Genomic DNA, 13,757 nt, shown 5'->3' with positions numbered 1-13,757 from the left:
GAGGGCACGCCCTTCGCGCTGGTGGCCGCCCCCCGCCGGCCCCCCGGCCCCCCCCCCCCCCGCCCCCCGCCCCGCCCCCCCCCCCCGCCGCCCCCGCCCGCCCCCGGCGCCCGCCGCCCCCCCCCCCCCCGGCCCCCCGCCCGGCCGACGCCGGACCGCCCCGCCGCCCCGCTGGTGGTGGCGGCGGCGCAGCGCCCGGCGAGTCCGGCGGCACCGCGCGCCGAGCGCCCGGCGACCCGCCCGATCGTGATGGCCCAGGCCGCGATCATCCCGGTCGCCGCGCACGCGGCGGCCCCCCCGCCCCACCCCGCCCCGGTTTCGCCCGATTTGCCGCATAACATTGACCACCATGCCGCACTCTCCGTTGCCCGCGCCGTGCGCCCCGTGCTACCGCCCGCGGCCACACCCGCTCCGCGCTTCGCGTCCACCCGGCCGGTCCGTCCTTTGCCGGTCACGGTCGCGGCCTGGCGGCCGGCGACACCCCCTGCTCCGTATGAGGAGGCCCGGGGATACGGCCGCGGGTCTTCCCTGGGCTTCTCGCATTCCGGCGCGCTGCCGCCGCCCGTTCCCGTCAGCAACTGACGACCCGACACAGGTGACATGACAAACGGCCCGACCGACACACCAGACGAAATGCGGGGCGGGCCCTCCCGGCCCCCGCGCATGGACGTGCGGGTCACCGGCGACGACCTGCGCAGCCGCGGCGCGCGCGACCGGATGCAGTCGCGCCTGCTGGTCATGTCGGTCGGGTTCTTCGGGCTGTTCGGCGCCGTGGCGCTGAAGCTGGCGGTTGCCACCGTCATCATGCCGATGGCGCCGGAACAGCGTCAGATCGCCCCCCAGGTGCCCCCGATCCCGCACAGCGACCCCAAGGGCATGCTGGCCGGCGATTTCGCGCTGCCGCAGGTCCACCGCGCCTCGGTCACCGACCGCAACGGCCAGGTGCTGGCCATCTCGCTGCCGGTGGCGCAGGTCTATGCCAACCCGCAGGAAATGATCGACCCCCAGGACACGGCCAGAAAGCTCCTGACCGTCCTGCCGAAGCTGGACCAGGCCGAGCTGATCCGCCGGCTCTCGACGAAAAAGCAGTTCATCTACCTCGCGCGCGACATCTCGCCGATGCAGGAAGTCGCCATCAACAATCTGGGCATTCCCGGCATCTATTTCGAACCGGGCGAGCGCCGCCATTACCCGCTGGGCCGGGTCGCCGCCCACATCCTGGGCGCGGTCGATATCGACGATCATGGCGTGGCGGGGGTCGAGCGCTCGATGGACAAGCGCCTGGACAGCGACCGCACGCCGCTGCGCCTGTCGCTCGACGTCCGTATCCAGGCGGTGGTGCGCGACGAACTCGCGGCGGCCAAGGATCTGTTCCAGGCCATCGGCGCCTGCGCCATCGTCATGGACGTCAATACCGGCGAGATCATCGCCATGGTCAGCCTGCCCGACTACGACGCCAACGATTTCGGCCACGCCGACCCCGACGCCCGCTTCAACCGCGCCGTCACCGGCATGTACGAGCCCGGATCGACCTTCAAGCTCCAGACGGCGGCGATGGCGCTGCAACTGGGCGTCGCGCATCCGTGGGACCGGTTTTCCTCCATCCCGATCCATATCGGCCGCTTCACCATCGCGGACATGAAAAGCGACCATTTCGCGCCCTGGCTGACATTGAACGAGGTGATGGCCTATTCCTCCAACCCCGCCGCCGCCCATATGGCGCTCGACGTCGGCGCCCAGCGCCAGCAGCAATGGCTGCGCGGCATGGGCTTCTTCGCCCCGGTGCCGATCGAACTGCCCGAGGCCGGGCGCCCGATCGTGCCGCAGACGCGCAACTGGGGCATCTCCACGGTCATGACCGTCGGCTTCGGCCATGGCGTCGCCGAGCCGCCGCTGGCCATCGTGCGCGGCACCGCCGCCACCGTGAATGGCGGCATCCTGCTGCGCCCGACCCTGATGGCCCGCGACGGCGAACAGGCGGCCGACGAGCAGGCGGGCAACGCCCGGCCCATCCCGGCCGTCGCCGAAGGCGCCCCGCCCGTCCTCACCCCGGCGGCGCTGGCCACGCCGGCCCAGGCCGCCCCCGAAACGGCGGATGCCAGCGCCATGCCGGGCGCGCAGCGCGTCATCTCGCCCGAGATCTCGGCCCTGCTGCGCCGCATCCTGCGCCTGGACGTGACGAAGGGCACGGGCAAGACGGCGGAATCACCCGGTTATTTCGTCGGCGGCAAGACCGGCACCGCCGAGAAGATCGGCCCGCACGGCGGCTACCTCAAACATGTCAACGTGTCCGCCTTCACCAGCATCTTTCCCATGAACGCGCCCCGCTACGCCGTCTATGTCATGCTCGACAGCCCCAAGGCGACACCACAGACCCACGGCTGGACGACGGCCGCCTGGAACGCGGCCCCCACGGTATCGAAGATCGTGACCCGCATCGGCCCGATGCTGGGGCTGTTCCCCAACACGACCAATCCGCAGGCGGTCGACGACGCGCTGGCGATCCCGCTGCAACCGGCGGTGCCGCGCGGCTATCGCCCGCTGGGCCCCGGCAACGATCCGGGCGATCCGCGCAACCAGCCGAAAGCACCCGCGCGCCAATCCGCGCGCATGGCATCCGCCGCCCAGCCGCTTCCCGCGCGGGCCGAACGCTCCGCGCGCGGGCGCCACGCCCATCCGGAGGTCCGGGGATGACGCGACGCCTGTCCCACCTGCTGGCCGCCGCCGGCCTCGCCGTCCCCCCCGCCGGCGACCCGGCGATCACCCAGGTCACGGCCGACAGCCGCCTGGTGCGCCCCGGCACGCTGTTCGTCGCCATTCCGGGCACCCGCGCCGACGGCCGCGCCTTCATCCCCGCCGTCATCGCGGCGGGCGCCGCCGCCATCGTCGCTCCGCGCGACGTGCCGCCCGAAACGGCCCCCGGCATCCCGGTGATCCACGCCGACGAACCCCGGCGCGCGCTGGCCCTGCTGGCCGCCGCCTTCGCCGGGCCCCAGCCGGGCCGGCTCGTCGCCGTCACCGGCACCAACGGCAAGACCAGCACCGTCGATTTCCTGCGCCAGCTCCTGGCCTGCCAGGGGCGCCAGGCCGCCAGCATCGGCACGCTGGGCGTCATCGCCCCGGTCCCGCTGCCCCCCGCCGGCCCCATCCTGACCACCCCCGACAGCGTCGGCCTGGCCGATACGCTGGCCGCCATGGCGCGCGGCGGCGTGACCGACGTCGCGATCGAGGCCTCGTCCCACGGGCTGGAACAGCACCGTCTGGACGGGCTGCGCCTCACCGCCGCCGGCTTCACCAACCTCACCCGCGACCATCTGGACTATCACGGCACGCTGGATGCCTACCGCGCCGCCAAGCTGGCCCTGTTCGACCGGCTGCTGCCCGAGGGCGCGCTGGCGGCGGCCAACGCGGACATGGACCCCGAAACCCTGGCCGCGCTGCGCGCCATCGCCACCCGGCGCCGCTTCGACCTGCGGCTGGTCGGCACGCGGGGCGACGCGATCCGCCTGCTGGACAGCTCTCCGCTGCCCGAAGGCCAGCGCCTGCGGCTGGAGGCCGGCGGCACGCGCCACGAGATCGTCCTGTCGCTGCCCGGCCGTTTCCAGGCCGACAACGCCCTGCTGGCGGCCGCCCTGGCCGCGCCGGGCTCCGACGGGCTGGCACGCGCCATCGCCCTGCTGCCCGCACTCGCCGGCGTGCGCGGCCGGATGGAACGCGCGGCCCTGCTGCCCAACGGCGCCGCGGCCTATGTCGATTACGCCCACACGCCCGACGCCCTGGCGCGGCTGCTCGACGCCCTGCGTCCCCACGCAGCCGGCCGGCTGATCGCCGTGTTCGGCGCCGGCGGCGACCGCGATCGCGGCAAACGCCCCCTGATGGGGCAGGAGGCCGCCCGGCGCGCCGATATCGCCATCGTCACCGACGACAATCCGCGCACCGAAGACCCGGCCGCGATCCGTCGCGAGGTCCTGGCCGGCGCCCCGGACGCGCTCGAAATCGGCGACCGCGCCCACGCCATCGCCGAGGGGCTGTCGATGCTGCGGCCCGGCGACGTGCTGGTGGTGGCCGGCAAGGGCCACGAACAGGGCCAGACCATCGGCACCACCACCCTGCCCTTCGACGACGTGTCCCTCATCCGCCGGATGACCGGGGTGACGACATGACGATATTATGGACCCGCGACGCGCTGGAAACCGCGACCGGCGGCCGTTTCGCCGGCACCGCCCCGGTCGCCGTCACCGGCGTCTCCATCGACACGCGCACGCTGGCCCCGGGCGACCTGTTCATCGCCCTGGTCGGCGACAGCAGCGACGGCCACGCCCATGCGCGCACGGCGCTGGAGCGCGGCGCGGCGGCGGTGCTGGTCCACGATCCGGCGGCGGCGGGGCTCGATCCCGCCGATCCGCGCGTGCTGCGGGTGCCCGACACGATGGCGGCGCTGAACGACCTGGCCCGCCATGCCCGCGCCCGCTTCACCGGCCGGATGCTCGCCGTCACCGGCAGCGTGGGCAAGACGACGACCAAGGACATGCTGGGCCTGGCGCTGGGCGCCCTCGGGCCGACCCATATCGCCGCCGCCTCCTACAACAACCATTGGGGAGTGCCGCTGACGCTGGCCCGCCTGCCCGCCGGCGCCGCGTTCTGCGTGTGCGAGGTGGGCATGAACCACCCCGGCGAAATCGCCCCGCTGGCGGCGCTGGTCGGTCCCGAGGTCGCCATCATCACCACCATCGCCGGCGCCCATCTGGGCCATATGGGCAGCCTGGACGCCATCGCGCGGGAAAAATCGGGCCTGATCGCCGCCCTGCCGCCCGGCGGCACCGCCATCGTCCCCGACGACGCGGCCGGCCAGCCGATCTTCGCCGAACAGGCCGTCCGGGCCGGCGCCATCCTGTGGCGTGTCGGCGAGGTACCCGGCAGCATGGCGGTCCTGTCCGACCTCGCGCTCGCCGCCGGCGGCAGCGATGGCGTCGTCACCATCGCCGGCCACCCGTTCCTCCTGCGCCTCGACGCTCCCGGCCGCCACCTGGCGCGCAACGCCACGACCGTCCTCGCGGCGGTGGCCGCGCTTAAGGCCGATATCGCCACGGCGGCCTCGGCCCTCGCCGGCTTCCGTCCCGGCGCCGGACGCGGCCAACTGGCGCCGATCCTGGGCGGCCGCGCGGCGCTGCTGGACGAAAGCTACAACGCCTCGACCCTGTCCATCCGCTCGTCCCTGGCGGTGCTCGACCTGCTGGCCTCCGGCCGGCGCGTGGCCGTGCTGGGCGATATCCGCGAACTCGGCGACTTCGCCCGCGCCGAACATGAATCCCTCCTGTCCGCCGCCGTGGCGCATGCGGACCTCGTCTTCTGCTCGGGCCCCAACATGCATTTTCTCTTCGACCTGCTTCCCCCCACCCGGCGCGGCGCCTGGGCGCCCGACGCCGCCAGCCTGGCGCCTGCGGTCCTGGCCGCGCTGGCGCCGGGCGACACCGTCCTGGTCAAGGGCAGCTTCGGCAGCCGCATGCGCGATATCGTCACGGTGCTGACGACCGCCGGGGCGGGCCCGCGCTGATGCTCTACGACCTCATCCAGCATCACGCCGGGGGCCATGTCACGGCGCTGAACCTGTTCCGCTACATCACCTTCCGCGCCGGCGCGGCCTGCCTGACGGCACTGGCGCTCTCGCTGCTGCTGGGCCGGCCGGTAATCGCGCAACTGCGCCGCATCCAGCGCGAGGGCCAGCCGATCCGCGCCCTGGGGCCGGAACGCCATATCCTGGAAAAGGCCGGCACCCCCACCATGGGCGGCGTGCTGATCCTGCTCGCCCTGTTCGCCTCCACCCTGCTGTGGGCGGACCTGACCAACGGCTTCGTCTGGGCGGTGCTGCTGGTCACGCTGGGCTTCGGCGCCGTGGGCTTCGCCGACGATTATCTGAAACTGTCGCGGCGCAACACGGCGGGCGTGTCCAAGCGCGCGCGCCTGGGCAGCGAATTCGCCATCTCGCTGATCGGCGGCTACTGGCTGCAAAGCCTGATGCCGGCCGACCTGGCCAATCACTTGGCCTTTCCGTTCATGAAGGACTGGCTGCTGCCGCTGGGCATCGCCTTTCCGCTCTTCGCGATGATCACGATCAGCGGCTTCGGCAACGCCGTCAATTTCACCGACGGGCTGGACGGGCTGGCGATCGTGCCGGTCATCATCGCCGCCCTCGTCTTCGGGCTGATCGCCTACCTGGTCGGCAACCATGTCTTCGCGGACTATCTGCAACTGCACGCGGTGCCCGGCACGGGCGAACTCTGCGTCTTCTGCGCGGCCCTGGTCGGGGCGGGGCTGGGCTTCCTGTGGTTCAACGCCCCCCCGGCGGCGGTCTTCATGGGCGATACCGGGTCGCTCTCGCTGGGCGGCGCGCTGGGCGCGGTCGCGGTCGCGGTCAAGCACGAGTTGGTGCTGTGCATCGTCGGCGGCCTGTTCGTGGTCGAAACCCTGTCGGTGATCATCCAGGTCTTCTGGTTCCGCCGCACCGGCCGCCGGGTGTTCCTGATGGCGCCGCTGCACCATCATTTCGAAAAGAAAGGCTGGCAGGAACCCAAGATCGTGATCCGCTTCTGGATCGTCTCCATCGTGCTGGGACTGTGTGGCCTCGCCACGCTGAAGCTGCGATGAACCGCTTCCCCACCCTCCTGTTCGCCGGGCGGCGCTACGCCGTGCTGGGGCTGGGCAACAACGGCGCCCCCGTGGTCCGCGCGCTGGCCGCGATGGGCGCCTCGGTCCGCGCGTGGGACGACAGCGCGGAGGCCCGCCGCGCGCTCGGCGACATCCCCGGCGTCACCGTGGCACCGTTCGAATCCCTTGCCGAAAGCGACGCGCTGATCCTGTCGCCCGGCATCCCGCATCGCCTTCCCGCTCCGCATCCCGTGGCGCTGCTGGCGCGCGAGGCCGGAATCCCGATCCTGTCCGATGCCGACCTGCTGTTCCAGGCGGTGCGCCGCTCCGGCTCGCGCGCGCGCTTCGCCGGCATCACCGGCACCAACGGCAAATCGACCACCACCGTCCTGCTGGCGCACATGCTGGCCACCGCCGGCATCCCTGTGGCGGCGGGCGGCAATCTGGGTCCGACCGCGCTGTCCCTGCCCCGCCTGCCCGACAACGGCGTCTACGTGCTGGAAATGTCGTCCTACATGCTGGAACGCCTGCTGGACCTGCATTTCGACGTCGCCTGCCTGCTGAACCTGACGCCCGATCACCTGGATCGCCACGGCGACATGGCGGGCTACCTGCGCGCCAAGCTGCATATCTTCGACAGCCCCCGGCCCGGCGACCTCGCCGTGCTGGGCTTCGGCGACCGGCCGGGCAAGCGGCTTTCCCTCCTGGCCGACGACCTGGCGGCCAGCGGCGGGCGCGTGGAAACCATCTCGGGCTCCTCCGCCAATGCCGATCTCAGCGGCGCCGGCGGCATCCTGCGCGACCGGCACGGCGTGATCGCCAGCCTGTCCGAGGCGCCGGCCCTGCCCGGCGCCCACAATGCGGAAAACGCGGCGGCGGCGGCCGCCATGGCCCTCGCGCTGGGCGTGCCGCGCAGCTTCATCGCCCCCGCGCTGCGCACCTTCGCCGGCCTGCCCCACCGGCAGAAGCCGGTCGCCACGGTCGCGGGCATCCTGTTCGTCGACGACAGCAAGGCGACGAATGCCGATTCCGCCTCCCGCGCCCTGGGCTGCTACGACCGGCTGGTCTGGATCGCCGGCGGCGTGGCCAAGGCGGGGGGCATCGCCGCCCTCGCGCCGTATTTCCCCCGCATCGCCCACGCCGTGCTGATCGGGCAGGACGCCCCGGCGCTGGCCGAAACGCTGGCGGCGCACAATGTCCCGTACACGCTGGCGGGCACGATGGACGCAGCCGTGCCCATGGCCTTCGAGCAGGCGCGGCGCGCGGGCTCCCCGACGGTCCTGCTGTCGCCCGCCTGCGCCAGCTTCGACCAGTACAAGAGCTTCGAGCATCGCGGCCGGCATTTCGCCGATCGCGTCCACCATCTGGCGGCAGAGGAAGGAACCGGCTGATGGCCGCCATCTCGCGCGTCGATACCTCCTTCCTCGCCCGCTGGTGGCGCAATGTCGACCGGGTGACGCTGTCCTGCGTCTGCATCCTGATCGGCTTCGGCTACGTGCTGATGCTGGCCGCCAGCCCGGCCGTGGCCACCCGCATCGGCGCCTCGCGCGACATGTTCATCCTCAAGCAGGTGGTTTTCCTCTCCCTGGCCGGCCTGATCGTGGTCGGCACGTCCCTGCTCTCGCCAAGAGGCGTCAGGCGGCTGGCCCTGGCGGGCTTCGTCCTGGCCACCGCCGCGACGGCGCTGACCCTGGTCCACGGCATCGAGATCAAGGGCGCCCGGCGCTGGATCGCGCTGCCGATGATGTCGGTCCAGCCCTCGGAGTTCCTCAAGCCCTGCTTCGCCGTCGTCACGGCATGGCTGCTGACCGAGCGACGGGGCCGCCGCCTGCTGCCGGGCATGCCGATCGCGCTGGGCCTGTTCGCCATGATCCTGCTGCTGCTGAAATCGCAGCCCGACATCGGCATGCTCAGCGTCATCACCACGGTCTTCATGGCGCAGCTTTTCATCGACGGGCTGAACATCTTCTTCGTCGGCGCCGGCGCCGGCTGCATGATCGCGGCCTTCCTGGGCGCCTACGTGGCCTTTCCGCACGTCCGCTCGCGCGTGGAGCGCTTCCTGCACCCCAATGTCGGCGACCATTACCAGATCGACACCGCCCTGCGCGCCTTCGGCAATGGCGGGCTGATGGGGCGCGGCCCCGGCGAAGGGCGGGTGAAGGACCTGCTGCCCGACGCCCACGCCGATTTCGTTTTCGCCGTCGCGGGCGAGGAATTCGGCATGCTGATCTGCCTGTTCATCATCGGCGTGTTCTGCCTGATCGTGGTGCGGACCCTGCTGAAGCTGCTGCGCGAGGACGATCCCTTCATCGTCGTGGCAACCACGGGGCTGATCACGGGTTTCGGCCTTCAGGCCTTCGTCAACATGGGCTCGACCCTGCACCTGATCCCGACCAAGGGCATGACCCTGCCGTTCATTTCCTACGGCGGCTCGTCGGCGATGTCGGTGGCGCTGACCATCGGCATGGTGCTGGCGCTGACCCGACACCGCATGGGCGAAAGCCGGATTCCGCGCGGGCGTCCCGTCTTCCGGGCACGAAAGGCCACCGCATGAGCATGCAGGCCCCCTCCGGGCGCCGCCCGATCGTCATCGCCGCCGGCGGCACCGGCGGCCATTTCATTCCCGCCGAGGCCCTGGCGCACGCACTGGCAGCCCGGGGGCATGCGATCGCCCTGATGACCGACCGGCGCGCGGGCGCGCGCGACCACGGCATCTTCGCCCAGGGCCCGCAATTCGTCCTGCCCGGCGCCGGCATCGCGGGGCGCGGGCCGGCGCGCGCCGCGCGCGCCGCGCTGGCACTGGCGCGCGGCACGATGCAGGCCCGCGCCATCCTGCGCCGGCTGGACGCGGCGGCGGTGGTGGGGTTCGGCGGCTACCCGTCCGTGCCCCCGCTGCTGGGCGCCCGCCTGCTCGGCGCCCGCCGCCCCCTGATCGTCCTGCACGAAGGCAATGCCGTGCTGGGCCAGGCCAACGCGATGCTGGCGCGCTTCGCCGACGGCATCGCCACCTCCTTTCCCCAGGTCGCCCGCCTGCCGGCGGGGGCCCGGACGACCCTGACCGGCATGCCGGTGCGCGACGCCATCGCCGCCCTGCGCGACCGGCCCTACACCCCGCCCGAGGGCGACATCCGCCTGCTGGTCTGGGGCGGCTCGCTGGGGGCGCGGGTCTTCAGCGACATCGTGCCGGATGCGATCGGCCGCCTGCCCGCCTCCCTGCGCGCGCGGCTGCGTATCACCCAGCAGGCCCGCGCCGCGGATGCCGACCGCGTGCGCGCCCGGTACGCCGCGCTGGGCATTCCGGCCGAAATCGCGCCCTTCTTCGCCGATGTCGCCGCCTTGCTGGGCGCCGCCCACCTGGTGATCGGCCGCGCCGGCGGCTCCTCGGTCGCGGAACTGACCGATGCCGGACGGCCGGCGATCCTGGTCCCCCTGCCGATCGCCGCCAGCGACGAACAGGGCGCCAACGCGCAATCCCTGGCCGCGGCCGGCGCGGCCTGGATGATCCGCCAGCCCGATTTCACCGCCCCCTCCCTGGCGGCACGGCTGGAGTCCCTGCTGTCCGACCCCGCCGCGCTGGCCCGCGCGGCGGCGGCCGCGCGTACCCTCGGCCGGCCCGATGCCGCACGCCTTCTGGCCGACCTGGTCGAAGGACTCTTGCATCGCCCCCCCGACCCCGCCTATCCGACAGCCGCCCACACCGCCGCCCCGGCCGCCACGACGGAGTCCACCCCATGAGAGCCCTGCCCCTTTCCATCGGCACCATCCATTTCGTCGGGATCGGCGGCATCGGCATGTCCGGCATCGCCGAGGTGCTGCACATGCTGGGCTATGCCGTGCAGGGCTCGGACATCGCCGAGAGCGCCAACGTGCTGCGCCTGCGCGCGGCGGGCATCCCGGTGGCGATCGGCCATGACGCCGCCAATCTCGGCCAGGCGCAGGTCGTGGTGACCTCCACCGCCGTCAAGCGCGACAACCCCGAGGTCGTGGCCGCGCGCGCCCGCCTGATCCCGGTGGTGCGCCGGGCGGAAATGCTGGCCGAACTGATGCGCCTGCGCTGGTCGGTCGCGGTGGGCGGCACCCATGGCAAGACCACGACCACCAGCCTGGTCGCGGCGGTGCTGGAAGCCGCGCGGCTGGACCCGACCGTCATCAATGGCGGCATCATCGAGGCCTACGGCACCAACACCCGCATGGGCTCGGGCGACTGGATGGTGGTCGAGGCCGACGAGAGCGACGGCTCCTTCCTGCGCCTGCCCTCGGTCATCACCGTCGTCACCAACATGGACCCGGAACATCTGGACCATTGGGGCACGCCCGAGGCGATGCAGGCGGCCTACGACCAGTTCGTCTCCAACATTCCCTTCTACGGCTTCGCGGTGCTGTGCATCGACCACCCGGCGGTGCAGCAGATGATCCCGCGCCTGTCCGACCACCGCATCGTCACCTACGGCTTCTCTCCCCAGGCCGACATCCGGGCCGAGAAGGTCATCACCGACAAGCTGGGCGCGACGTTCGAGGTCGTGGTGACCAACCGCAACCGCAACCGCACCCGCCGCGCGGGGCCGTTCCGCCTGCCGATGCTGGGCCACCACAACGTGCAGAACGCGCTGGCCGCGATCGCCGTGGCGGTGGAGATGGATATCGACGACGCCACCATCCGCTCCGCCTTCGCCGGCTTCAAGGGGGTCAAGCGCCGCTTCACCCGCACGGGCGAGACCGGCGGCATCACGGTCATCGACGATTACGGCCACCATCCGGTCGAAATCGCCGCCGTGCTCAAGGCCGCGCGCCAGGCTGGCGCGCGCGACGTCATCGCCGTGGTACAGCCGCATCGCTATTCGCGGCTGCAAAGCCTGTTCGGCGAGTTCTGCACCTGCATGAACGACGCCGGCACCGTGATCGTCGCCGACGTCTACGCGGCCGGCGAGGCCCCGATCGACGGCATCAGCCGCGATGCGCTGGTCGACGGCCTGCGCGAGCGCGGCCACCGCTCGGTGGTGCCGCTGCCCGATCCGGACCATCTGGCGGAAATGGTCCATGCCATCGCTCGGCCGGGCGATTTCGTGGTCTGCCTGGGCGCCGGCAACATCACCGCCTGGGCCCAGGCCCTGCCCGCGCAGCTCGCCGCCCTGCAAAACCCCAATGCCCGTAAGGGAGACTGCGCGGCATGACCGACCCGGCCGCCGCCACGGACCAGCGCTGGACCGAAACGGTGCGCGCCAGCCTCGCCGACCTGCGCGGCCGGCTGAGCGCGGACGCGCCGCTGGGCCCGCGCACCTGGTTCCGCGTCGGCGGCCCGGCCGACCTGCTGCTGGTCCCGGCCGACGCCGCCGACCTGGCATACGCGCTGCGCCACCTGCCGCCCGACCTCCCGGTCACGGTGCTGGGCGCCTGTTCCAACGTCATCGTGCGCGACGGCGGCATCGACGGGCTGGTGGTCCGCCTCGGCGGCGGCTTCGCCGACATCGCGGTCGAGCCCGACGGGCTGGTCGCGGGCGCCGCGTCGCTGGACATGGTGGTGGCCGAACACGCGGCCGGCGCCGGGCTCAGAGGCCTGGAATTTCTCGCCGGCATCCCCGGCTCGATCGGCGGCGCGGTGGCGATGAATGCCGGCGCCTACGGCTCGGACATCGCGACCGTCCTCGACTGGGCCGAGATCGTGACCCGCGACGGCGCCACCGCGCGCCTGTCCGGCCCGGCGCTGGGCTTCGGCTATCGCCGCTCGCGCCTGCCGGCCGGCGCCGTGGTCACCCGGGCCCGCCTGCGCGCCACCCCGGCCGACCCGGCCGAGATCCGCCAGGCCATCGCCACCATCCGCCAGTCGCGCGAGGAGTCGCAGCCCACGCGGGCCCGCACCGGCGGCTCGACCTTCCGCAATCCCGAGCACGGCAAGGCGTGGGAACTGATCGACGCCGCCGGGTGCCGGGGCCTGGCGCTGCGCGACGCCCAGGTCAGCGAAAAACACTGCAATTTCATGCTCAATACCGGCAACGCCCGCGCGGCAGACCTCGAAGAGCTGGGCGAGACGGTGCGCAGTCGGGTCCAGGCCCGCACCGGCATCCTGCTGGAATGGGAAATCAAACGCATCGGCCGCGCCACGCCGCCCGCCGATGCCACGACGGGAGAAACGCCATGACGACCCGCACCCCGGCGCGGCGCGTCACCGTCCTCATGGGCGGCGTCTCCGCCGAGCGCACGGTCAGCCTCTCCAGCGGCGCCGGCATCAGCGCCGCCCTGCGCGAGGAAGGATACGAGGTCCGGGTGCTCGACGCCGGCGCCGACCTGGGCGCGATCGTGACCGATCTCGCCGCCCACCGGCCCGACGTGGTGTTCAACGCCCTGCATGGCCGCCTGGGCGAGGACGGCGCGATCCAGGGCGTGCTGGACTGGATGGCCATCCCCTACACCCATTCCGGCGTCCGCGCCTCGGCCACGGCGATGGACAAGGCGGCGGCCCGCGCCGTCTTCCGCGCCGCCGGCCTGCCGGTGGCCGAGGGCGCGGTGATCGACATCGCCGATTTCCCCGCCGCCGATCCCCTGGCCACGCCCTATGTGATCAAACCCCTCAACGAAGGCTCGTCCGTGGGGGTCGAGATCGTTCGCGCCGGCTCCAACCGCCGCGCCGCCATCGCCGCCGCCTGGACCTACGGCCCCCAGGCGCTGGTCGAGGAATTCATCCCAGGCCGCGAACTGACGGTGGGCGTCATGGGCGACCGCGCCCTCACCGTGACCGACATCACCCCCAACCCGGCCACGGGGCACGAATTCTACGACTACGCCGCCAAATACCAGGCGGGCGGATCGCGGCATGTCCTGCCCGCGCAAATCCATCCGGAGACCTTCGCCCGGGCGCTGGACCTCGCCGCCGCCGCCCACCGCGCGCTCGGCTGCATCGGCGCCACCCGCACCGATTTCCGCTATGACGACACGCGCTGCGGCGACGGTCCCGGCCGGCTGGTGATCCTGGAGGTCAACACCCAGCCCGGCATGACCCCGACCTCGCTGCTGCCCGAACAGGCCCAGACGCAGGGCATCGGCTACGGCGCGCTCTGCCGCTGGATGGTCGAGCAGGCCGCGTGCCGGACATGACGGCGCGCGCGGCCGGCTGACGC

Annotated in this window: 10 protein-coding genes and 1 pseudogene; all 11 read left to right on the top strand. The window is 72.6% G+C overall.

The annotated features are described in order from the left end of the window. Nucleotides 1-582, top strand: a pseudogene (locus HLH48_RS08400) (hypothetical protein); the annotation flags it as partial. A gap of 51 nt (nt 583-633) precedes the next feature. After that, nucleotides 634-2,694 (top strand): peptidoglycan D,D-transpeptidase FtsI family protein, encoded by a 2,061-nt coding sequence (locus tag HLH48_RS08395; protein WP_373320247.1) that lies wholly within the window; start codon nt 634-636, stop codon nt 2,692-2,694. After that, nucleotides 2,691-4,163 (top strand): UDP-N-acetylmuramoyl-L-alanyl-D-glutamate--2,6-diaminopimelate ligase, encoded by a 1,473-nt coding sequence (locus HLH48_RS08390; RefSeq protein ID WP_182997048.1) that lies wholly within the window; start codon nt 2,691-2,693, stop codon nt 4,161-4,163. Before HLH48_RS08395 ends, HLH48_RS08390 begins: the two co-directional genes overlap by 4 nt. Continuing rightward, nucleotides 4,160-5,554 (top strand): UDP-N-acetylmuramoyl-tripeptide--D-alanyl-D-alanine ligase, encoded by a 1,395-nt coding sequence (locus tag HLH48_RS08385; protein WP_182997047.1) that lies wholly within the window; start codon nt 4,160-4,162, stop codon nt 5,552-5,554. The genes HLH48_RS08390 and HLH48_RS08385 overlap by 4 nt, the downstream gene beginning before the upstream one ends. Further along, the gene (gene mraY, locus HLH48_RS08380) at nt 5,554-6,645 is read left to right on the top strand and encodes a phospho-N-acetylmuramoyl-pentapeptide-transferase (protein ID WP_182997046.1); all 1,092 of its coding nucleotides are present in this window, start codon (nt 5,554-5,556) and stop codon (nt 6,643-6,645) included. Before HLH48_RS08385 ends, mraY begins: the two co-directional genes overlap by 1 nt. Further along, nucleotides 6,642-8,036, top strand: a complete 1,395-nt coding sequence (gene murD, locus HLH48_RS08375) for a UDP-N-acetylmuramoyl-L-alanine--D-glutamate ligase (RefSeq protein WP_182997045.1) — start codon at nt 6,642-6,644, stop codon at nt 8,034-8,036. Before mraY ends, murD begins: the two co-directional genes overlap by 4 nt. Further along, nucleotides 8,036-9,199, top strand: coding sequence for an FtsW/RodA/SpoVE family cell cycle protein (locus HLH48_RS08370; protein WP_182997044.1), 1,164 nt, complete (start codon nt 8,036-8,038; stop codon nt 9,197-9,199). The genes murD and HLH48_RS08370 overlap by 1 nt, the downstream gene beginning before the upstream one ends. Nucleotides 9,200-9,201: 2 nt before the next feature. Continuing rightward, nucleotides 9,202-10,380, top strand: a complete 1,179-nt coding sequence (gene murG / locus HLH48_RS08365) for an undecaprenyldiphospho-muramoylpentapeptide beta-N-acetylglucosaminyltransferase (protein WP_182997058.1) — start codon at nt 9,202-9,204, stop codon at nt 10,378-10,380. Then, nucleotides 10,377-11,816, top strand: coding sequence for a UDP-N-acetylmuramate--L-alanine ligase (gene murC, locus HLH48_RS08360; RefSeq protein ID WP_182997043.1), 1,440 nt, complete (start codon nt 10,377-10,379; stop codon nt 11,814-11,816). Before murG ends, murC begins: the two co-directional genes overlap by 4 nt. Further along, complete coding sequence (gene murB / locus HLH48_RS08355; RefSeq protein WP_182997042.1) at nt 11,813-12,781, top strand: UDP-N-acetylmuramate dehydrogenase; 969 nt, start codon at nt 11,813-11,815, stop codon at nt 12,779-12,781. The genes murC and murB overlap by 4 nt, the downstream gene beginning before the upstream one ends. Then, on the top strand, nt 12,778-13,734 hold the full coding sequence (locus tag HLH48_RS08350) for a D-alanine--D-alanine ligase (protein ID WP_182997041.1): 957 nt from the start codon (nt 12,778-12,780) through the stop codon (nt 13,732-13,734). Before murB ends, HLH48_RS08350 begins: the two co-directional genes overlap by 4 nt. Nucleotides 13,735-13,757 lie beyond the last annotated feature (23 nt).

The sequence above is a fragment of the Gluconacetobacter sacchari genome, from assembly GCF_014174255.1.
Classification (GTDB): domain Bacteria; phylum Pseudomonadota; class Alphaproteobacteria; order Acetobacterales; family Acetobacteraceae; genus Gluconacetobacter; species Gluconacetobacter sacchari.
Note: the sequence above shows the minus strand (reverse complement) of the source record. Positions and strands in the feature narration are given on the sequence as shown.

Excerpts from the sequence above, each read along its gene's own strand:
- HLH48_RS08395 (WP_373320247.1), top strand. The coding sequence starts at position 634 with ATGCGGGGCGGGCCCTCCCGGCCCCCGCGCATGGACGTGCGGGTCACC.
- HLH48_RS08390 (WP_182997048.1), top strand. The coding sequence starts at position 2,691 with ATGACGCGACGCCTGTCCCACCTGCTGGCCGCCGCCGGCCTCGCCGTC.
- HLH48_RS08385 (WP_182997047.1), top strand. The coding sequence starts at position 4,160 with ATGACGATATTATGGACCCGCGACGCGCTGGAAACCGCGACCGGCGGC.
- mraY (WP_182997046.1), top strand. The coding sequence starts at position 5,554 with ATGCTCTACGACCTCATCCAGCATCACGCCGGGGGCCATGTCACGGCG.
- murD (WP_182997045.1), top strand. The coding sequence starts at position 6,642 with ATGAACCGCTTCCCCACCCTCCTGTTCGCCGGGCGGCGCTACGCCGTG.
- HLH48_RS08370 (WP_182997044.1), top strand. The coding sequence starts at position 8,036 with ATGGCCGCCATCTCGCGCGTCGATACCTCCTTCCTCGCCCGCTGGTGG.
- murG (WP_182997058.1), top strand. The coding sequence starts at position 9,202 with ATGCAGGCCCCCTCCGGGCGCCGCCCGATCGTCATCGCCGCCGGCGGC.
- murC (WP_182997043.1), top strand. The coding sequence starts at position 10,377 with ATGAGAGCCCTGCCCCTTTCCATCGGCACCATCCATTTCGTCGGGATC.
- murB (WP_182997042.1), top strand. The coding sequence starts at position 11,813 with ATGACCGACCCGGCCGCCGCCACGGACCAGCGCTGGACCGAAACGGTG.
- HLH48_RS08350 (WP_182997041.1), top strand. The coding sequence starts at position 12,778 with ATGACGACCCGCACCCCGGCGCGGCGCGTCACCGTCCTCATGGGCGGC.